The sequence below is a fragment of the Roseateles sp. genome (assembly GCF_036404855.1).
GTDB lineage: Bacteria > Pseudomonadota > Gammaproteobacteria > Burkholderiales > Burkholderiaceae_C > Pelomonas.
The window spans coordinates 1-19,186 of sequence record NZ_DASWYS010000293.1 but is presented as its reverse complement, the minus strand read 5'-3'; the positions used below and the strand labels follow the sequence as shown (position 1 = coordinate 19,186).

General features: G+C 70.0%; 16 protein-coding genes. 11 read left to right on the top strand and 5 right to left on the bottom strand.

Going from position 1 to position 19,186, the window contains the following annotated elements; genetic code table 11:
- Positions 1-172: 172 nt before the first annotated feature.
- The 3 genes from VGF12_RS19450 to VGF12_RS19440 are packed head-to-tail and all read right to left on the bottom strand — an operon-like array spanning position 173 to position 4,906.
- Positions 173-2,548 (bottom strand): hybrid sensor histidine kinase/response regulator, encoded by a 2,376-nt coding sequence (locus VGF12_RS19450; protein ID WP_331177703.1) that lies wholly within the window; start codon positions 2,546-2,548, stop codon positions 173-175.
- Positions 2,545-4,170: a FecR domain-containing protein gene (locus VGF12_RS19445; RefSeq protein ID WP_331177702.1), complete on the bottom strand. Its 1,626-nt coding sequence runs from the start codon at positions 4,168-4,170 to the stop codon at positions 2,545-2,547. Before VGF12_RS19445 ends, VGF12_RS19450 begins: the two co-directional genes overlap by 4 nt.
- 43 nt (positions 4,171-4,213) lie before the next feature.
- The gene (locus VGF12_RS19440) at positions 4,214-4,906 is read right to left on the bottom strand and encodes a TetR/AcrR family transcriptional regulator (RefSeq protein WP_331177701.1); all 693 of its coding nucleotides are present in this window, start codon (positions 4,904-4,906) and stop codon (positions 4,214-4,216) included.
- 149 nt (positions 4,907-5,055) lie between these two features.
- Here VGF12_RS19440 and VGF12_RS19435 point away from each other — a divergent pair, with 149 nt between their 5' ends.
- From VGF12_RS19435 to VGF12_RS19385, 11 genes are all read left to right on the top strand, one after another.
- Positions 5,056-6,663: a carboxyl transferase domain-containing protein gene (locus tag VGF12_RS19435; RefSeq protein ID WP_331177700.1), complete on the top strand. Its 1,608-nt coding sequence runs from the start codon at positions 5,056-5,058 to the stop codon at positions 6,661-6,663.
- A 29-nt stretch (positions 6,664-6,692) separates the two neighbouring features.
- Positions 6,693-7,244: a GNAT family N-acetyltransferase gene (locus VGF12_RS19430; protein WP_331177699.1), complete on the top strand. Its 552-nt coding sequence runs from the start codon at positions 6,693-6,695 to the stop codon at positions 7,242-7,244.
- The gene (locus VGF12_RS19425) at positions 7,241-8,026 is read left to right on the top strand and encodes an enoyl-CoA hydratase/isomerase family protein (protein ID WP_331177698.1); all 786 of its coding nucleotides are present in this window, start codon (positions 7,241-7,243) and stop codon (positions 8,024-8,026) included. The genes VGF12_RS19430 and VGF12_RS19425 overlap by 4 nt, the downstream gene beginning before the upstream one ends.
- Before the next feature lie 10 nt (positions 8,027-8,036).
- Positions 8,037-8,648 carry a DUF4126 domain-containing protein gene (locus VGF12_RS19420; protein WP_331177697.1) on the top strand — a complete coding sequence of 204 codons (612 nt, stop codon included), beginning with the start codon at positions 8,037-8,039 and terminating at the stop codon, positions 8,646-8,648.
- Positions 8,645-9,934, top strand: a complete 1,290-nt coding sequence (bioA, locus tag VGF12_RS19415; RefSeq protein WP_331177696.1) for an adenosylmethionine--8-amino-7-oxononanoate transaminase — start codon at positions 8,645-8,647, stop codon at positions 9,932-9,934. Before VGF12_RS19420 ends, bioA begins: the two co-directional genes overlap by 4 nt.
- Positions 9,921-11,135: an 8-amino-7-oxononanoate synthase gene (locus tag VGF12_RS19410; protein ID WP_331177695.1), complete on the top strand. Its 1,215-nt coding sequence runs from the start codon at positions 9,921-9,923 to the stop codon at positions 11,133-11,135. The genes bioA and VGF12_RS19410 overlap by 14 nt, the downstream gene beginning before the upstream one ends.
- Complete coding sequence (gene bioD, locus VGF12_RS19405) at positions 11,132-11,809, top strand: dethiobiotin synthase (protein WP_331177694.1); 678 nt, start codon at positions 11,132-11,134, stop codon at positions 11,807-11,809. Before VGF12_RS19410 ends, bioD begins: the two co-directional genes overlap by 4 nt.
- Positions 11,806-12,846: a biotin synthase BioB gene (gene bioB / locus VGF12_RS19400; RefSeq protein WP_331177693.1), complete on the top strand. Its 1,041-nt coding sequence runs from the start codon at positions 11,806-11,808 to the stop codon at positions 12,844-12,846. The genes bioD and bioB overlap by 4 nt, the downstream gene beginning before the upstream one ends.
- A 100-nt stretch (positions 12,847-12,946) precedes the next feature.
- Complete coding sequence (locus tag VGF12_RS19395; RefSeq protein ID WP_331177692.1) at positions 12,947-14,668, top strand: hypothetical protein; 1,722 nt, start codon at positions 12,947-12,949, stop codon at positions 14,666-14,668.
- 13 nt (positions 14,669-14,681) lie between these two features.
- Positions 14,682-16,664: an acetyl/propionyl/methylcrotonyl-CoA carboxylase subunit alpha gene (locus VGF12_RS19390; RefSeq protein WP_331177691.1), complete on the top strand. Its 1,983-nt coding sequence runs from the start codon at positions 14,682-14,684 to the stop codon at positions 16,662-16,664.
- A 7-nt stretch (positions 16,665-16,671) separates the two neighbouring features.
- Positions 16,672-17,577, top strand: coding sequence for a hydroxymethylglutaryl-CoA lyase (locus VGF12_RS19385; RefSeq protein ID WP_331177714.1), 906 nt, complete (start codon positions 16,672-16,674; stop codon positions 17,575-17,577).
- Here the strand turns inward: VGF12_RS19385 and VGF12_RS19380 are convergent.
- A complete protein-coding gene (locus VGF12_RS19380; protein ID WP_331177690.1) occupies positions 17,574-17,714 on the bottom strand; it encodes a hypothetical protein in 141 nt (46 codons plus the stop codon). The genes VGF12_RS19385 and VGF12_RS19380 overlap by 4 nt on opposite strands.
- A 137-nt stretch (positions 17,715-17,851) precedes the next feature.
- Positions 17,852-19,186, bottom strand: a 1,335-nt coding sequence (locus tag VGF12_RS19375) for a hypothetical protein (RefSeq protein WP_331177689.1), incomplete at its 5' end; no start/stop codon positions are given.

Below are 19,186 nucleotides of genomic sequence, written 5' to 3'. Positions count from 1 at the left end.
TGTTGCCCACGCGCAAAGAAATGTTGGGCCGCGCCCTTCAAGCCCCCCCCTGCGGGAAGTCAGGCTGTGGCGGTGACGCAGCGAACAAACTAGGGGCTGACTTCCCGGACTGGCGATGCCCGCCCGGTCCCTGGATCCTGTCGGGTTGGCCCGGGCGCACCGCGCCCTGGCTTCAAGGGCGTGCGTACCTCGCCAGAGCTTGCAGCAGCGCTGCGCGGCTGAGGGGCTTGGTCAGGTGGGCGTCGCAGCCCGCCTCAAGCGACTGCTGCACGTCGGTATCGAAGGCGTTGGCCGTCAGCGCGACGATGGGCGTGCGCGGTCGGCCCTCGCCGGCCTCGACAGCCCGCCATGCACGGGTGGCGGCGAGGCCGTCCGTGCCAGGCATCTGCATGTCCATCAGCACGAGGTCGAAGTCGCCGTCGCGCAGCGCGGCCAGGGCCTGCGCGCCGTCGGCCGCGCGCGTGATGTGGTGGCCCAGCGGCGCCAGCATGCCTTCGATGACGAGGACGTTGACGTCGTTGTCCTCGGCCAGCAGCAGCCGCAAAGCGCGGCTGGGTGCGGCGCGTGGCTCGGCCGGATTGACCACGCCGTCATGCAGAGGGCGTGCATCCGGCAGGTTCAGCCGCACTTCGAAGCGACTCCCCTCGCCCGGGCGGCTCTGCACGCTCACATCGCCGCCCATCAACCGCGCCAGGCTGCGCGTGATGGACAGCCCCAGGCCCGTGCCGCCGAACTCGTGGGCGATGGTGGCATCCGCCTGGGCGAAGGGCTGGAAGATGCGCTCCAGGCGGTCCGGCGCGATGCCGATGCCAGTGTCCTGTACGCTGATGAGCAGCAGCCCGCTGGCGTCGCGCGACAGCTCGACGGTGACACCCCCCACGCGGGTAAAGCGGATGGCATTGCCGACCAGGTTTGTGACGATCTGCGCGACACGCTGCTGGTCGCCAAGCACCCAGCCGGTAGCCTCGGTGCGCGCGAACACGCGCAGCCACAGTCCCTGGCTCTGAGCGCGTTCGCGCATCAGCTCCAGCTGCAGCTCGACGAGATCCACGAGGTGGAATGGGTGCGCGGCCAGCTCCAGCCGACCACTCTCGATGCGGGCGTTGTCAAGCAGGTCATTGATGAGGGCGAAGACCTGGCGGCCGGCGTGGCCCAGCACTTCGACGTAATGCGCCTGATCGGGCCGCAGCGGCGAGCGGGCCAACACATCGGAGAAGCCCAGCACGGCGTTCATCGGCGTACGCATCTCGTGGCTGACCTGGGCCAGCAACTCGGTCTTGGCGCGGCTTCGCGCCTCGGCCAGTTCGCGTTCGCGGGTCAGCTCGTGCTCGCGAGCGCGAGCCAGTCGCTCGTGCTCGACGGCGGTCAGCAGCAGGGCCAGCACCAGCAGATACAGGCCCGGCGCGGGCGCCGCCAGCAGACCGGCATGCACGGCGCCCCAGGCTGCGAGCATGATGCCGGCCAGGCCCAGGCCTGCCGCCAGCGCCTGGCGGCGCAGCAGCAGCGGCAAAGCACCCAGTGCCAGCAGCGTCATGTCCAGCGCCCACACCGTCGGACCATCGTCGCGCAGCAACGGCAGCGGATCGACACCCAGCGCCTCGAAGACTGCCGCGTTCAACGCCGCGCCAGACAGCCGGCCCTGTGGCGTCATCACCTCATCGGCAAAGAAGGCACTGCTGCCGACGAAGACGCTGCGACCGGCCACCAGCCGGGCCAGCTCGGCGTCGTCTGCTTCACCCAGGGCGGCGCGCATCAGGCGCTGCCAGGACACCACCGGCGGCGGGCCATCACCTCCCCGACCCGCCAGCGGCAGGCGCAGGCGCAGCCGGCCCTGGTCGTCCACCGGCCAGCGGCGCGCGCCCGCGACAAGCGCCCCGCTCTCGTACCGCCACGCCAGTACCCCGTCGGTCCGCAGACGCGCCGCGAAAGCCAGGCTAGGCAGGCTCCGGCCCTGCACGCGGTGCAGCAGCGGCACCTGGCGCAACAGGCCGTCGTCGTCCAGGACCACCGAGACCAGGCCCAGGCTGGCGGGCTCGGTCAGCGCGTCCAGCAGCGCATCCGTGGGTGCAGTCAGGGCATCCCAGTCCAGGCCCGGTGCCTGGGCGGCTCCGAGGCGCGCGAGCGCACGCTGCTCGGCCTCGCTGGCCGGTACCAGCTCGACGGCGGCCCCCTGACGCAGACCCGCCGCCGCCAACACGACAGGCGGGCCGGCGGCCAGCGTGGACGCCAGCCGCGCGTCGCCCTCGCGCGGGCCGGCCAGAACGACGTCGATGACGACGAGACGCGCCCCTGCCTGGCCAAGGTAGTCCAGCATCAGCGCGTAGACCTCGCGCGAATAGGGCCACTCGCCCAGCGGCTGGCGCAGCGCGCGCAGTGAGGCGTCGTCGATGTCGACGACGACGCTGGTGGCCTCGCCCGGCGGCAGCGCCGCGGCACGCACCAACAGGTCGCCCAGCACCCGGTCGATGCGCGGCTGGGCGCCCGTCAGGGTCAGCAGTACCCACAGCAGCAGGGCTGCCGGCAAGGCGAGCCAGGGCCAGCGTTTCAAAGCAGGGGCACGAAAAGCAGGGGCAGCAACCAGAGCCAGCGCGGGTAGGGCTGCTCGATCATCTGCGCCTGGCCCCAGGGGCTGGCGGCGCCCGCGGCGTTGAAGGCCCGGGCGCGCAGAAAGTACCTGCCCGGCGAGGGCTTAGGCAGGATCAGCTCAGGTTGATCGGTCGCGAAGCGCTGGACGTCGGCGCCGTCGAAGGTCGCGGTGCCGGCCCACTCCAGCTCGTAGCGCGCGACGCCGGGGTCGACTCGCCAGCGCAGCCTGAGCTGGTCGCCGCTGACCTCTGGTTGGGCAGGCGGCGGCGCAGGCGGCGGCGGCTTGATCTCGAACCCCTGCACGTCACTGAAGGGGCCGGCGCGGCCGCCTGCCTCCACGGCCGCGATGCGCCAGTGGTAGGCGCCGTCCGGCAATCTGGCGTCGTAGGCCGCAGCATCGATGGGCGGTGGCTGAAGAACCAGCTCCTTGAACTCGGCGTCGCGCGCGATTTGCAGTCGCACATTTGGGGCCGCGGTGTTGCGCGTCCAGGCCAAGGTGATGCCGCCGCTGTAGCTGATGGCGCCAGGCGCCGGCGCCTGCATGAAGGGCGGCTCGGGCCGGGCTTGCAGGCGCACGAGCGCATCGGCCGCAGCGCCTTCCTGGCCGCGCGCGTCGATGCTGCGCACGCGCAGGGTGTATTCACCGTCGGCCAGGTCGCGGGCCTCGGGCCAGGTGGCAGCGGGTTCGCCAACAATCGCATCCAGCAGCAGGCGGTCAAAGTCGCCGCGGACATAGAGCTGGGCGCGCCAACTGACGGCGCCGGTCGGCCCGCCCACCCAGGACAAGTGCAGTGGCAAGCGCTCGACCACAGGCGTCAGCCCACCAAGGTCGGGCGCGGGCAGCAGCGGCGCGACGCTGCGTGCCGAGCCCTGGGCAAGCAGGCCCTGGCCCGGTGCCACGTCCGACGCCAGGCCGTCGGCGCGCACCGCGCCCGCCAGCACCTGCATGCGGCTTTGCGAGCCGACTGTCTGTACGCGGAATTCGGTCCCGCGCACGCCGAGGTTGACGTGCGGCGTCCGCACTTCGTACATCGGCACGCGCTGAGCATTGGGCGCGACGAGGCTGTCCGCCCCGCCCTGCTGGACGCCGATGCGCACGGCGGGCAGCGCGCCGCGGCCCAGCACCAGCAACTGGTCGAGGCTGACGTCGCTGTCCGGCGGAATCAGCAGTCGCGATCCATCGGCAAAGCGCAGGCTGGCGCTGGACTGGGCGCCGGTCCGGATGCGATCGCCGCTCTGCAGCATTGCGCCGACTGCGAGGGTCTCGCTGGCGACGCCACGCTGACGCGTGACCAGGCCGCGCGCGAACACCGCCTCGGCGACGCCGGCCTCACGTCGCAGCCAGCCCACGGGCATGCGCAGCGTGGCGCCGGGCATCAGGCGCAGTGGATCGGGCACGCGGTTGAGCTTTTGCAGATCGCGCCAGGTCCGAGGTGGGGCCAACCAGTGGTCGGTCAGCGTGATCAGCGTGTCACCCGGTTGGATGCGGTAGCGCCAGTCGGCATCGGCCCCTTCGGGCTGCGCGCCTACCATGCCGGCCCCCATCAGCAGGGCCCAGGCCAGCCAGACTCTCGGTACGTTCATCGCCGCCTCCCGTCCGCGAAGGACCCCGCATCGTAGCGAGCGCTCAGGCTTGTGCGATGACGTCTTGCAGCTGTGTGCGCAGCCGGCGCAGCCGCTGCAGCTCTTGGTCGGGCGCCTGCAGCGCCGGCCACAACAGGGCCACGAGGTCGCGCGCGCTAGCCTCCACGTCAATCTGTCGGCCGGTGATGACCACCTCCCAGAGCATTTGCTCGATCGGGCCAAACACCAGCGAGCGCAGCAGCCGCAGCGGGATGTCGCGCCTGACCTCGCCGGCCTCCTGGCCGCGCGCGAGCAACTCCATCAACGGCGCGGTGTAGCGACGCTGCAGTTCGACCAGGCCTTCGCCCAGGCCCTGGCCCTTGGCCCGGCCTTCCGAAAGCACCAGCGCGCAGATCCCCGTCCCCTGCACGAGGAAGACGCGCAGGTTGGTCAGCACGAGGTATTCCAGCTGCGCGCGCACCGAGGCCTCTCGCGGCAGGCCGGCCTGCATGGCAGCGATGTTCTCGTCGTACCAGTCCTGGATGGCCCGCTGGCAAAGTTCGCGCTTGCCGCGGAAGTACGTGAAGATGGTGGCCTCGGAAATGCCCAGGCGCTGGGCGATCTCGGTCGTCGTCGCACCCTCGTAGCCCCGCTCGGCGAACACCTCCCGGCCCACGCGCAAGATGTCGCGCACCCGCTGCTCCGCCTTGGGGCCGGCGGGCGAGCGGCGCTGGGGCGGAGCGGCGGCGGTCGTCATCGAGCCGCATTCTGCGCAATTATTGAGTAACACTCAAGTCGCCATTGCATCCGGGTTCACCCTGGATTATTCTGACGCCCTCACGCGGCTCACGAGGCCATCAATCCATAAATTGAGCCTTGCTTAAGCAGGGTTCGCCGGGAGACACCATGCCGGTCCTGAACACCCAGCTCAACCCCCGCTCGGCCGACTTCAAGGCCAATGCCGATGCAATGCGCGGGCTGGTCACCGACCTCAACGCCAAGCTCGCGCAGATCGCCCAGGGTGGCGGCGAAGCCGCGCGCGCCAAACACGTCGCCCGTGGCAAGCTGCTGCCGCGCGACCGCGTCGAGATGCTGCTGGATCCCGGCACCCCTTTCCTCGAGCTGGCTCCCCTGGCCGGCCTGAACATGTACCAGAACGCGGCCCCGGGCGGCGGGGTGGTGGCCGGCATCGGTCGCGTGGCAGGCGTGGAATGCATGGTGGTGTGCAATGACGCCACGGTGAAGGGTGGCACCTATTACCCAATCACGGTCAAGAAGCACCTGCGCGCGCAGGAAATCGCGCAGCAGAACCGCCTGCCCTGCCTCTACCTTGTCGACAGCGGCGGTGCCAACCTGCCCAATCAGGACGAGGTCTTCCCCGACCGCGATCACTTCGGCCGCATATTCTTCAATCAAGCCAACCTGTCGGCCGAAGGCATCCCGCAGATCGCCGTCGTCATGGGGTCCTGCACGGCCGGTGGCGCTTACGTGCCGGCGATGAGCGACGAAACCATCATCGTGAAGAACCAGGGCACCATCTTCCTGGGCGGACCGCCGTTGGTGAAGGCCGCGACCGGCGAGGTCGTCACCGCCGAGGACCTGGGCGGCGGCGACGTGCACACGCGCCTGTCGGGCGTGGCTGACCACCTCGCCAACAACGACACGCATGCCCTGGCGATCGCGCGCCACTCCATCGCGCGGTTGAACTGGTCGAAAGCGAATCCGCTCGCCATGCAGGAGCCCAAGGCCCCCGCCCACGACCCGGCCGAGCTGCACGGCATCATCCCCACCGACACGCGCAAGCCCTTCGACGTGCGCGAGGTCATCGCGCGCATCGTCGACGGCTCGGAGTTCGACGAATTCAAGGCCCGCTACGGCAACACGCTGGTCTGCGGCTTTGCGCACATTGAGGGCATGCCCGTGGGCATCGTCGCCAACAACGGCATCCTGTTCGCCGAGAGCGCCAACAAGGGCGCCCATTTCATCGAGCTGTGCTGCCAGCGCAAGATCCCGCTGGTGTTCCTGCAGAACATCACCGGCTTCATGGTGGGCCGCAAGTACGAGAACGAGGGCATTGCCCGCGCTGGCGCCAAGATGGTCACGGCCGTGGCCTGCGCCCAGGTGCCCAAGTTCACCGTCATCATCGGCGGCTCGTTCGGCGCCGGGAACTACGGCATGTGCGGCCGCGCCTACTCGCCGCGCTTCCTGTGGATGTGGCCCAACGCGCGCATCTCCGTGATGGGCGGCGAGCAGGCGGCCAGCGTGCTCTCCACCATCCGCCGCGACGGCATCGAGGCCAAGGGCGGCACGTGGAGCGCCGACGAGGAGGAGGCGTTCAAGGCGCCGATCCGCCAGCAGTACGAGGACCAGGGCCATCCGTACTACGCGTCGGCTCGCTTGTGGGACGACGGCGTGATCGACCCCGCCGACACGCGCCGCGTGCTGGCGCTTGGCCTGTCGGCGTCGCTGAACGCGCCGATCCCTGACACCAAGTTCGGCGTGTTCCGGATGTGATGACGATGAGCGGTTCGATGCGCCTCGCCATGACCTCGATCGCCATCCGCCCTCTGCATTCCGGCGACAGCATGGAGGCCCTGACCGCGCTACTGCATGCCTCCTACGCCAGCCTGGCCGCGCAAGGCTGGAACTTCACGGCAGTGGACCAGGGCGTGGAGGTCACGCGCCAACGCCTGGCCGATGCCCAGGCCTTTGTCGCCGAGGCGGATGGGCGGCTCGTCGGGACGATCGCCGTACGCGGCCCCAAGCCGGCAGGCGAGGTCTACATCGCCGACGCACCCCCATCCCTGTACATGACAGCCGGTACGGCCATCCTGTCCCAGCTGGGCGTGCACCCGGAATGGCGCGGCAAGGGCTTGGCCGAGCGCCTGATCGACGCAGCGGAAGGCTGGGCCCAGTCCCAGGGGCACCAGCAGATCGCGCTGGACACGGCCGAACCCGCCGCCGCTTTGCGTGCCCGCTACGCACGCCGCGGCTATGCCGAGGTGGGCGCGGTCCAATGGCAGGGCAAGACCTACCGCTCCGTGCTGATGTGCAAGCCTCTGGCCGCAACCCAACCGGAAACGACATTCCCATGAGCAGCTGCCTGACCATCACGACCGCGGGCCCTATCGCCCGTGTCACGCTGAATCGCCCCGAGGTCCGCAACGCCTTCAACGAGACGCTCATCGAGGAGCTGGCTGCCGCCTTCATCGAGCTGGGCCAGCGTGCCGATCTGCGCGTCATCGTCCTCGCCGCCGAGGGCAAGGCCTTCTGCGCCGGCGCCGACCTGAACTGGATGAAGGCCATGGCCGGCTACTCCTGGGACGAGAACCATGCGGACGCAACCCGGCTGGCCGACATGCTGTGGGCCATTTACAGCTGCCCGGTTCCCGTGATCGCGCGCGTGCAGGGTGACGTCTATGCCGGTGGCGTAGGCTTGGTCGCCTGCGCGGACATCGCTGTCGCGGTGGATGCGGCGGGCTTTTGCCTCAGCGAGGCCAAACTGGGCCTGATGCCCGCCACCATCGCCCCATACGTCGTCCGGGCACTGGGCGAGCAGGCCTCGCGACGCTACTTCGTCACGGCCGAGCGCTTCACGGCCGATGAGGCGCGGCGCCTGGGCCTCGTGCAAGAAGTCGTCACGGCCGACGCGCTGGATGCGAAGGTCGACGACCTCGCTGCCGCCATCTGCGCCAACGGCCCCGCCGCCACTCGCGCCTGCAAGCGCCTCGTGAAGGATGTGGCCGGTCGCGAGATCACGCCCGCACTGCGCGACGACACGGCACGCCGCATCGCCGACATCCGAGCCAGCGCGGAAGGCCGCGACGGCGTGCAGAGCTTCCTGACCAAGGGCAAGCCGGCTTGGCTGAACGGCTGAAATCGCCTGCATGAAGCTCGACGCCATCCAGCTGTTCGCCCTGGCCGCCGCCCTCGGCTGGGCCAGCGGCCTGCGCCTGTACCTGACGGTGCTGCTGGTTGGCATCGCCGGACACTGGGGCTGGATCGCGCTGCCGCCAGGCCTGCTGGTGCTGGCCTCGCCGCTCGTGATGGCCTGCGCCGCGGCGCTTGCATTGGTCGAGTTCCTGGCCGACAAGGTGCCGCTGGTGGACAGCGCCTGGGATGCGCTGCACACATTGATTCGCATCCCCGCCGGTGCCGCGCTGGTGGCCGGCCTCGTCGGCGGTTGGGCAGGCGACCACGGCGAGGCCTGGACGGTGCTTGCCGCGTTGCTGGGCGGTGGCCTTGCGGCGGCATCCCACACGGCCAAGGCCAGCACCCGGGCGGCCGCGAACACCTCGCCTGAACCTTTCTCCAACCTTGGCCTGTCGCTGGCCGGCGACGTGGCCGTGCCCTCGATGCTGTGGCTGGCCTGGGCCCACCCCTACATCTTCTTCCCGCTGCTGGCGCTGGCGCTCGCCGTCATGGCCACGCTGACCTGGTTTTGCTTCAAGTTCCTGCGTGCGCTGCTCCGGCGCGTGCGCCGCCCCACCCCCGCATGACTTCCTCTCAAGACCTCGCCGCCCGCAGTCGCGCGGCCGTCTGGCATCCCTGCACACAGATGGCGCGCCTGGCCGACATGCCGCCGCTACCCATCGCCCGTGGCGAAGGCCCCTGGCTGTTCGACACCGACGGCCGCCGCTACTTCGACGCCAACTCGTCTTGGTGGGTCAACCTGTTCGGTCACAGCGACAAGCCGCTGCTCGACGCCATCAAGTCCCAGCTGGACACACTGCCGCACGTGATGTTGGCAGGCTGCACGCACGAACCCGCTGTGCGGCTGGCCGAGCGCTTGTCCGAACGCACCGGCGGCGCACTGGGCCATGTGTTCTTCGGCAGCGACGGCGCCAGCGCCGTCGAGATCGCACTGAAGCAGAGTTTCCATTCGTGGAAGAACCGCGGTCGGGCCGACAAGCGGGAGTTCGTCTGCCTGAAGAACAGCTACCACGGCGAGACGCTGGGCGCGCTCAGCGTGACCGACGTGCAGGTGTTCCGCGACGCCTACGATCCGTTGCTGATGCGTGCCCACATCGTCGCGTCTCCCGACGCGCGGCTGGGCAACGAGGCCGACGCGCTGGCCGCGATGCGCACATTGCTGGCCGAGCGGCACGCGCATATCGCCTGCGTCATCGTCGAACCCCTGATCCAGGGCGCGGCCGGCATGGTCATGTACTCGCCAACGTACCTGGCCGGGCTGCGCGAGCTGACGCGCGAGTTCGGCGTGCACCTCATCGCCGACGAGATCGCCGTCGGCTGCGGCCGCACCGGCACCTTCTTCGCATGGGAGCAGGCCGGTGCGCCGTGGCCCGACTTCATCCTGCTGTCCAAGGGCATCACGGGTGGCACCATGCCGCTGTCGCTGGTGCTGACGACGAACGATGTGTTTGCTGCCTTCTGGAGCGAGGACGTCACCCGAGGCTTCCTGCATTCTCACTCCTACACGGGCAACCCACTGGCCTGCGCCGCCGCCAACGCAGTGCTGGACCGCTTCGACGCCGGCCAGCTCGATGTCAACCGTCAACAGGCGGAACGCCTGACTCGCGCCTTCGCGCCTTTGGCCCCACGCGTGGCGCATCTGCGCCAACGCGGCATGATCCTGGCCTTCGATGTGCCTGAAGCACCACCCCGCTTCGCCGAGCGCTTCCACCTCGCGGCGCGCGCACACCAACTGCTGATCCGACCGATCGGCTCGACCGTCTACCTGATGCCCCCTTACCTGATCGACGACGCGACCGCGGCCTTCCTGGCCGGGGCCGTGACGACGACGCTGAACGATGTCCTTGCTTGATCACCTGAGCGCCAAGCTCAACACCCTCTCCGCGCAGAGCCTGACGCGCTCGCTGCGCCGCGGCGACAGCGGCACGGCTCCCCGCCAGACTATCAACGGCCGCGAGTTGCTGATGTTCTGCTCCAACGACTACCTGGGGCTGGCGGCAGAGCCCGCCATCGCCGATGCGCTTGCCGAGGGTGCGCGCCTCTGGGGCGGCGGCTCGGGCGCGTCGCCGCTGGTCAGCGGCCACAGCGCCGCGCACGAGGCCGTCGCCGACACCCTCGCGCGCTGGTATTCGACCCACATCCCGCAGGCCCGCGCCATCGGCTTCTGCACCGGCTACATGGCCAATCTCGCCGTCGTCACGGCGCTGGGCGACGAGCACACCGAGATCTTCTCGGAACAGCTCAACCACGCTTCGCTGATCGACGCCGCTCGACTCGCAAAAGCCAAGGTCACGCGCTTCCCGCACGCCGACCTGACCGCCCTGCGCGCAGCACTGGCCGCCAGCACTGCAAAAGTCCGCCTCATCGTCACCGACGCCGTCTTCAGCATGGACGGCGACCTCGCGCCGCTGCCGGGCCTGTTGGCACTGGCACAGGAGTTCGACGCCTGGCTCATCGTCGACGACGCGCATGGCTTCGGTGTGCTGGGCGACAAGGGCCGGGGCTCGCTCGAACACTTCGGCCTGAACAGTGAGCGCCTCATCCTCGTCGGCACGCTGGGCAAGGCCGCCGGCCTCGCGGGCGCCTTCGTCGCGGCCCACGCCACCATCGTGGAATACCTGCTGCAGGCGGCCCGCAACTTCATCTTCTCGACGGCCTCGCCACCGGCCATCGAGCACGCACTGCTCACCAGTTTCGAGCTGATCGAAGGCCCGCTGGGCGCGGCGCGGCGCGCCAATCTCGTCGCGTTGCAGGCCCGGCTGCGCGACGGCCTGATGGCCCTCATCGACTGCCACCCTCAACTGGGTTGGTCGCTCACCGATGCCGCCACGCCCATCCAGCCGCTCATCGTCGGGGGCAACGCCGAAGTCATGGCGCTGGCCGCCGCGCTGGAGTCGGCCGGTCTGCGCGTACCGGGCATACGCCCGCCTACCGTGGCCGCTGGCACTGCACGGCTGCGCATCACGCTGTGCGGCACGCACACCGAAGCCGACGTCGATGCCTTGCTGGCCGCACTGGACCGCGCCGCGGCGGTGCAGGAGCGGGCCGCATGAAGGGCTTCTTCGTCACCGGCACCGACACCGAAATCGGCAAGACCTTCGTCACGGCCGCGCTGACCCGCGCCCTCGCCGCGCGTGGCCTGCGCGTCGCCCCCATCAAGTCCATGGCAGCGGGCCAGGCGCTGCATGCGGGCCGCTGGGTCAACGAAGACGTCGCCACCTTGCTGGCGGCGCAGAACTTGGGCCTGACCGACGCCGAGGTCGGTCCGCTGCAGTTCCGCGAGCCCTGCGCGCCGCACATCGCCGCCAAGCTCGAAGGCGGCGCCATCGACCGGGACGCGCTGCTGGGTGCCATCCGTGCCACGGCAGCCAAGGCCGACCTCGCCCTGGTCGAAGGTGTCGGTGGCTTCCGCGTGCCGCTCACCGACACCTGGGACACCGCCGACCTCGCCGTCGACCTGGGCCTGCCCGTCATCCTCGTCGTGGGCCTGCGGCTCGGCTGCATCAACCATGCGCTGCTGACGGCCGAAGCCATTCGCGCCCGAGGCCTGCCGCTGGCCGCCTGGGTGGCCAACACCGTCGACCCTCACCAACCCCATGTCGCCGACAATCTAGCCTCCGTGCAGGCTGGCCTGAAGGCGCCCTGCCTCGGGCATCTGCCCCGACTCTCCGACCCGCTGGCCGCGCCGGCGCGTCTCGACGTTTCTTCCTTGGTTGCCTCCGCATGAACCAGATCCACTCCCTCACCCCCACGACCGACGCAGACCGCCGCCAGGCCAAGCCCTGGACCGTTGCCGAGGTCGCGGCCCTGTTCGAGCTGCCCTTCAACGACCTCCTGTTCCGCGCCCAACAGGTGCACCGCGAGCATTTCGACGCCAACGCGGTGCAGCTGTCCACGCTGCTGTCCATCAAGACCGGTGGCTGCGAGGAGGATTGCGCCTACTGCCCACAGTCGGCCCACTTCGACACCGGCCTCAAGGCCGAGAAGCTGATCCCGCTGCAGGAAGTGATGGAAGCCGCCCGCGCCGCCAAGGCCAATGGCGCCACGCGTTTTTGCATGGGTGCCGCCTGGCGCTCGCCCAAGCCCCGCCACCTGGAAGCCATCGGCGAGATGATTTCCGAGGTCAAGGCGCTGGGCCTGGAGACCTGCCTGACGGCCGGCATGCTGGAGGACGGCCAGGCCGAGCAGCTGGCCGCCGCCGGCCTGGACTACTACAACCACAACCTGGACACGGCGCCCGAGTTCTACGGCCAGATCATCACGACGCGCACCTACCAGGACCGTCTCGACACGCTGGACCGCGTGCGCCAGCAGGGCCTGAAGGTCTGCTCCGGCGGCATCGTGGGCATGGGCGAGACGCGCCGCCAACGGGCCGGCCTCATCGTCCAGTTGGCCAACCTCGACCCCTACCCCGAGAGCGTGCCCATCAACAACCTCGTGCAGGTCGAAGGCACGCCGCTGGCCGGCACCGCGCCGTTGGACCCGCTGGAATTCATCCGCACCATCGCGGTGGCCCGCATCACCATGCCGCGCGCGATGGTCCGCCTGTCGGCCGGCCGCGAGGAAATGCCCGAGACGATGCAGACGCTGTGCTTCCTTGCCGGCGCGAACTCCATGTTCTACGGCGACAAACTGCTGACCACCAGCAATCCGCAGGCCGAGAAGGACCGCGCGCTGCTGGACCGCCTGGGCATGCGCTGCTCGACCGAGTCGGGCCTCGCCACGGACGCCGCGGCCAAGGTCGAGGTGTGCCGGACGCACTGAGCGCCTGAGCCGCCGGCTCAGAACTCGCACCCAGGGGCCTACCGGCCCGAGGCGCGAGCCCGATCCTGAATCCACAAGAAGACGGCAGAGGAGGCAATGGATGATCAAGGAGATGGCGACCTGCCTGGCAGCGCTGGCGATGGCCGGCGCCGCCGCCGCGGGCGAGTTGCTGATCGAGCAGCGCGTGACCGACGATGGCACGCTGCTGGTGCGATACACGCCGCCGGTCGGGGTGCGCGAGCTGCCGCTGTTCAACCGCGCGCCAACCATGGCCACTGTCTGGGGCGAGATGGCTGCGCCCGTCGACGACTGCGCCACCGTCGTCCTTCAGCCGCGCGTGACGATCACGCTGGCCACTGGCTGCACCTCGGCCATCTTCCGCGTGAAGCCGCGTCTGCTGAACCGCTACGCGATCAACGAACCGGCTTTTGCCGTGGGCGGTGAGGCCGTCATGGCCTATATCGGCTACTACGCCGTCGCACTGCCCGGGCATGCGCTGCACTGGCGCTGGACGCCAGGTCCCGGTGCGCGCGCCGTCGTCGCGGGTGAGGTGTCCCCCCAGCCCATCGACCGGGTGATACCCGCCGCGCAGATGACGTTCGCGGCTGCGGACGAAGGTCGGACGGCGGCTGGCTTCGCCGCCGCGGCCGTCCATGAGTACGTGCTGCTCGGCAAGGCCGAAGTCGAAGCGCTGCCCGGCGGTTCGCTGATCCACGATCGGGCCATCGACCCCACGCGGCTGGGCGCCGTGCGCGAGTCGCTACTGCGGGTCACGGAGCGGCTGGCACGCGCGTATGGCACGAAGCCGGCGGGCCCCTGGGCCGTGGTGGTCAACGTGCCGGCCGGGATGCAAGGCTTCCGCGGCGACGTCACCTCGGGCCGCATGATGAGCCTGCGCTTCGACACCAGAGCACTGAAGGGTGCGGCAGAAGCGGATCGCACGGTGCGCCAGTTCGTCGCGCACGAGGTGACGCACTGGTGGGACACCGGCCTGTTTCGCACCGATGGCGAACGCCCCTGGATCCACGAAGGCCATGCCGACTGGGTGGCCGGACTGCTGGCTCGCGAGGCCGGCCAGCTCGACGCTGCCGGTTGGCGCGAGCGCATGGACGTCGCGCTGAACAGCTGCCTGTTCTCGCGCGGTGACCGGGTGTCGGCCGCGCTGCCGACCGGCCACCACAGAGACGACGACGCCTATGCCTGTGGCCAGGTGCTCTGGATGCTGGCCCAATGGGCGCAGCCGCGCGACGGCACGCCGGTGGACGTGGCCGCCAGCCCGTTCCGCGGCAGCACCGCACCCATCGACGCCAAGGCGGTGGCCCGCTGGGCCGATGGCGGAGACACCGGCTCCATGCATCGACTGCTGTTCGACCCCCAGCAGGGCTTTCGCAGCGCGCTGCTGCGCGACTGGGGCGGCGCCATCGAAGCGAGCGAACTGAGAAGCGGCGAGCCGGTGCCGGCTGCCATCCGCGGCCGTCTCGGCACTGCGCTGATGGTGACCCTGATGACCGCCGACTGTGACGGCGCACTGAGCATCTGGACTCAGGCCGATCATTTCCGCATCGACACGCAGCCCGCCTGCCGTGGCCTGCGCGGCAACCCCAACGTCCGACGCATCCAGGGCGTCTCGCCCTTCGACGATCCTGTCGGCGCCTGGCAGGCAGTGCGCGCAGCCTGCCAGACCGGCCAGCTCATCAGTGTGGGCACTGATGCGGACGAGCCCATCGCCCTCGCCTGCCCGGCAAAAGTCCCGGACATGCCCATCCAACAGGCCCTGCGCCTGCGGCCACAAGCCGTGGAGCGCCTTGGGCTCGGCCTTTGAGGAGACACCATCCATGTTCAAGAAGATCCTGATCGCGAATCGCGGTGAGATCGCCTGCCGAGTGGCCGCGACCGCACGCCGCATGGGCATCCAGACGGTCGCCGTCTATTCCGAGGCCGACGCCGACGCCCGGCACGTCAAGGCGTGCGACGAAGCCCTGCTGATCGGCGGCCCGGCGCCGCGCGACTCCTATCTGCAATGGGAACGCATCCTCGAAGCCGCCCGCCGCACTGGTGCCGAAGCCGTCCACCCCGGCTATGGTTTCCTCAGCGAGAACGAAGCCTTTGCCCAGGCCTGCGCCGATGCCGGTGTCGTCTTCATCGGGCCGCCACCCAGCGCAATCCTGGCCATGGGCCTGAAGGCCGAGTCCAAGCGGTTGATGGAAGCAGCCCAGGTGCCGTTGGTACCGGGCTACCACGGCACCGACCAGGATCCTGCCCTGCTGAAAAAGGAGGCCGACCGCATCGGCTATCCCGTGCTGATCAAGGCCAGCGCCGGCGGGGGCGGCAAGGGCATGCGCGCGGTCCACAGCGCCGATGAGTTCGACGCTGCCCTCGCATCGTGCAAACGCGAGGCCATCAACAGCTTCGGCGACGACGCGGTGCTGATCGAGCGCTACGTCCAGCGGCCGCGCCACATCGAGATCCAGGTCTTCGGCGACTCTCACGGGGACTGCGTCTATCTGTTCGAGCGCGACTGCTCGGTGCAGCGCCGTCACCAGAAGGTGCTTGAGGAGGCGCCGGCCCCCGGCATGACGCCGGAGCGCCGCGCCCAGATGGGCGAGGCCGCCGTGGCTGCGGCCAAGGCCGTCGGCTATGTCGGCGCCGGCACGGTGGAGTTCATCGCCGAGCAGGACGGCCGCTTCTACTTCATGGAGATGAACACGCGGCTGCAGGTCGAGCACCCGGTCACCGAGGCCATCACGGGCCAGGACCTGGTGGAGTGGCAGCTGCGCGTCGCCGCCGGCGAGCCGCTGCCGCTGCGGCAGGCGGAGCTCCGCATGCATGGCCACGCCATCGAGGCCCGCATCTGCGCCGAGAACCCCGATAGCGGCTTCCTGCCCGCCACCGGCTCGCTGGACGTGGCACGCTGGCCCGCCCACGTGGCCTTCCAGCGCGGCGACGTGCGCATCGACGCCGGCGTGCGTGAGGGCGATGCCATCAGCCCCTTCTACGACTCGATGATCGCCAAGCTCATCGTCTGGGGCGAGGACCGGGCGCAGGCCCTGGCGCGCCTGGACACGGCGCTGCGCGACACCCACATCGTCGGCCTGCACACCAATGTTGCCTTCCTGCGCCGCTGCGCGGCCACCACGTCGTTCTCCAAGGCCGACCTCGACACCGGCCTGATCGAGCGCGAGAGGGCCCGACTGTTCGACCAGCCCGGCCTGCCGCTGCGTGTCAGCGCGGCTGCCGTCGTCGCCCACACGCTGGCCGTGGAAGGCACGCGCCAGGACCGCGACCCGTGGAGCAAGCGCGACGGTTTCCGCCTGTTCGGCTCGGCCACGCGTCGGTTCGACCTGGAAGCCGGCGGCGCCCATCACGAAGTGCTGCTGTCCCGCCACCACCGTGGTGGCATGACGCTGACGATCGAAGACGAGGCCATCGAGTTCGCCGTACAGAGCAGCGATGCCGAAACGCACGAACTCTTCCTCGGCGCCAGCCGCATCCGCGTGAAGACCTATGCGCAGGGCGAACGTGTCGCCGTCTTCGGTGCTGACGGCTCGGCCGTTCTGACCGAGGTGGACGTCATCGCCCACGCCGGCGACGGACCAGCCGAGGGCGGCCGCTTGACGGCGCCGATGCCCGGCAAGCTCGTGGCCTTCCTTGCCAAGGCCGGCGACAGTGTCTCCAAGGGCCAACCGCTCGCCGTCATGGAAGCGATGAAGATGGAGCACACCATCTCCTCGCCGCGTGACGGCAAGGTGGCCGAGCTGCTGTTCGCCGTGGGCGACCAGGTCGGTGACGGTGCCGAGTTGCTGAAGCTGGAGGCCTGACATGGCCATGCTGCCCACGACCGTCAAGATCCTCGACGTCGGCCCGCGCGACGGCCTGCAGAACGAGAAGGAGAACGTCTCCACCGAGCACAAGGCGCGGCTCGTCGCGATGCTGCAGGACGCAGGGCTGAAGGAGATCGAGGTCACCAGCTTCGTGTCTCCGAAGTGGGTGCCGCAGATGGGCGACAACACGGCTGTCATGGCGACCATAGGTCGCCGCGCCGACGTGCGCTATTCGGTGCTGGTGCCCAACACCAGAGGCCTGGAACCGGCGCTGGCGACAAAGCCCGACGAGATCCTCGTCTTCACGGCAGCCAGCGAGGCCTTCACGCAGAAGAACATCAACTGCTCCATCGCCGAGAGCCTGGAGCGATTTGCGCCGGTGATCGCCGGCGCGCATGCTGCAGGCGTGAAGGTGCGCGCGGCGCTGTCGTGCGCGCTCGGCTGCCCCTACGAGGGCGAGATCACGGCCGACCAGGTCGAGCGGGTCGTGAGGCCCCTGCGAGAGCTGGGCGTGGATGCCATCGACATCGCTGACACCATTGGTGTCGGCACACCGCGCAGGGTGCAGGCCGCGATGGAGCGCGCGCTCAAGCACTTCCCGCTGGCCGAGGTGTCGGGCCACTTTCATGACACCTACGGCCAGGCGCTGACCAACATCTACGCCAGCATGGAGCTGGGCCTGCACAGCTTCCATGCGAGCGTGGCGGGCCTGGGCGGCTGCCCCTATGCCAAGGGCGCGACGGGCAACGTCGCGACGGAGGACGTTGTCTTCATGCTCAATGGCCTGGGCATAGCCACCGGCATCGACCTCGACAAGCTGGTCGACGCCGGCGCCTTCATCTCCAACGTGCTGGGCCGCCCGCCCGTCTCGCGTGTAGCTCGCGCGGTGCTGGCCAAACGGGCCGGCTAGGCGCGCAGCGCCCTCAGCACCTTGGTGGTACGCCAGCGGCCCTCGACCCGGCCGCGGCGCACACCGTCGATCCGAGCTTCGGTCTCCGCGCGCTGGCCGACTTCGGGCCCGCCGGCGCCAGCTCGCGTGGACAGCACCGACGCCATCGCGGGCGAAGCAGTCTTCGTCCGGCGTCGAACGCGCGTCTCTCGAACACCTTGAGGCCTGAGGAGTGAAGGTGCCTGGCGAAGCTCAAGGTCGGCTCCGGCACGCGGGGCGGGTCCTCGGTCCGGACTCAGCCCAGCCGGTCGAGCGCGTTCTCGATCTGGCCGCGCTCATGCTCGCCCATGCCGCGGCCGGCGCGGCGGATGCGCTCCACGAGTCCGGCATCCACCGGTTTGGCCGCGCCCATCTTCTCGGCCACCCGCAGCAGCACCTGGAGGCGCTCGAAGCCGGCATCCATGCCCTCCGCGCTGCCCAGCACGCGCTCCAGGCCGATGAGGCCCAGGTCGGGCCGGTCGAGCAGCAGGTTCAGGGCCTCGCGCCGCTCAAAGCCGCCCGAGATGCCGGCCGCGGCGCGGGCGTAGGCGTCGACCAGTTCGACCTCGTCGCCTTTCAGCCTGCGGGCGATGGCCCCCAGCGCCTCACGCTTCTCGAAGTCGCCCTGGATGCGCGTCGCCGCCTGCAATGCCGCCGCGAGCAAGGCCGGCTGGGGCGTGGCCGCCACCTGGGCAGCAATGGCCGAGCGGAGCTCGAAATCGCCATCGATACCGCGCAGCGCCTGCTCCCAGGCTGCCAGCACGGTCGGGCTGGCTGTCAGCTGCGGTGCCAGCGCACCCAGGGCCTCGCGGCGCTCGAAATCGCCGTCGATGCCGGCTGCGGCCGCCAGCCAGGCCTGCTGCTGAGACTCCACCAGCGGTTGCCGGGCAATTGCGCTCAGCGCCTCGCGGCGCTCGAAGCTGCCCTGCAGGCCGGCAGATGCGGCGATGAGCCGGTCCTGCACCGCCGCGGGCAGCGGCCCATCGAGCTTGAGCGCGGCCTCGATGCGACGGCGACGCTGGAAGTCTGCCTTGGCGTGCTCGACGTCTGCCAGCACGGCATCGAAGCCGCCTTGGCCGAAGAGCCTTTGGGCGCGCACCAGCGGATCGGTCAGGTTCTCCGCCACGCGCTGCACGGCCTTGGCCCACCACAGGCGGGCGGCCTCGTCCATGGGTCGGTTTTCGCCGCCGACACGGTACTCGCGCTCGATGCGCCCCTCGCCCATGGAGGTCAGCGTCATCTCACGCGTCAGCCCGCCCTCGCGCTCCTTCACCACCAGGGTGCCGCGCAGGGTCTGCACCTCGTCCTCCGCGTCGTTGAAGCCGGCCTGGCCGTCCAGCGTCGCGGAGAAGCTGCCACCGGGGTAGCGGCTGTACATCCGCTTGCCGCGGGTGGAGATGGACAGTCCGTCCGTCAGGCCACCGAGATCGAAGCGCTCAAGCAGACTGCTTCCGTCCGTGCGGCTGACGACGACCGCCGGCAGCGCGACGAGGGCCACCAGCATGGCTCCCAGCAGGCCCCAGCGCAGCCCGCGGCGCTCGCGGGGCGCGTCCTCGCCCTCCGGGCCGAGCAGGCGGCGCACCCGGGCCAG

Coding starts and splice junctions, on each gene's coding strand:
- VGF12_RS19445 (WP_331177702.1), bottom strand. CDS start 4,170: ATGAACGTACCGAGAGTCTGGCTGGCCTGGGCCCTGCTGATGGGGGCC.
- VGF12_RS19440 (WP_331177701.1), bottom strand. CDS start 4,906: ATGACGACCGCCGCCGCTCCGCCCCAGCGCCGCTCGCCCGCCGGCCCC.
- VGF12_RS19435 (WP_331177700.1), top strand. CDS start 5,056: ATGCCGGTCCTGAACACCCAGCTCAACCCCCGCTCGGCCGACTTCAAG.
- VGF12_RS19430 (WP_331177699.1), top strand. CDS start 6,693: ATGACCTCGATCGCCATCCGCCCTCTGCATTCCGGCGACAGCATGGAG.
- VGF12_RS19425 (WP_331177698.1), top strand. CDS start 7,241: ATGAGCAGCTGCCTGACCATCACGACCGCGGGCCCTATCGCCCGTGTC.
- VGF12_RS19420 (WP_331177697.1), top strand. CDS start 8,037: ATGAAGCTCGACGCCATCCAGCTGTTCGCCCTGGCCGCCGCCCTCGGC.
- bioA (WP_331177696.1), top strand. CDS start 8,645: ATGACTTCCTCTCAAGACCTCGCCGCCCGCAGTCGCGCGGCCGTCTGG.
- VGF12_RS19410 (WP_331177695.1), top strand. CDS start 9,921: ATGTCCTTGCTTGATCACCTGAGCGCCAAGCTCAACACCCTCTCCGCG.
- bioD (WP_331177694.1), top strand. CDS start 11,132: ATGAAGGGCTTCTTCGTCACCGGCACCGACACCGAAATCGGCAAGACC.
- bioB (WP_331177693.1), top strand. CDS start 11,806: ATGAACCAGATCCACTCCCTCACCCCCACGACCGACGCAGACCGCCGC.
- VGF12_RS19395 (WP_331177692.1), top strand. CDS start 12,947: ATGATCAAGGAGATGGCGACCTGCCTGGCAGCGCTGGCGATGGCCGGC.
- VGF12_RS19390 (WP_331177691.1), top strand. CDS start 14,682: ATGTTCAAGAAGATCCTGATCGCGAATCGCGGTGAGATCGCCTGCCGA.
- VGF12_RS19385 (WP_331177714.1), top strand. CDS start 16,672: ATGCTGCCCACGACCGTCAAGATCCTCGACGTCGGCCCGCGCGACGGC.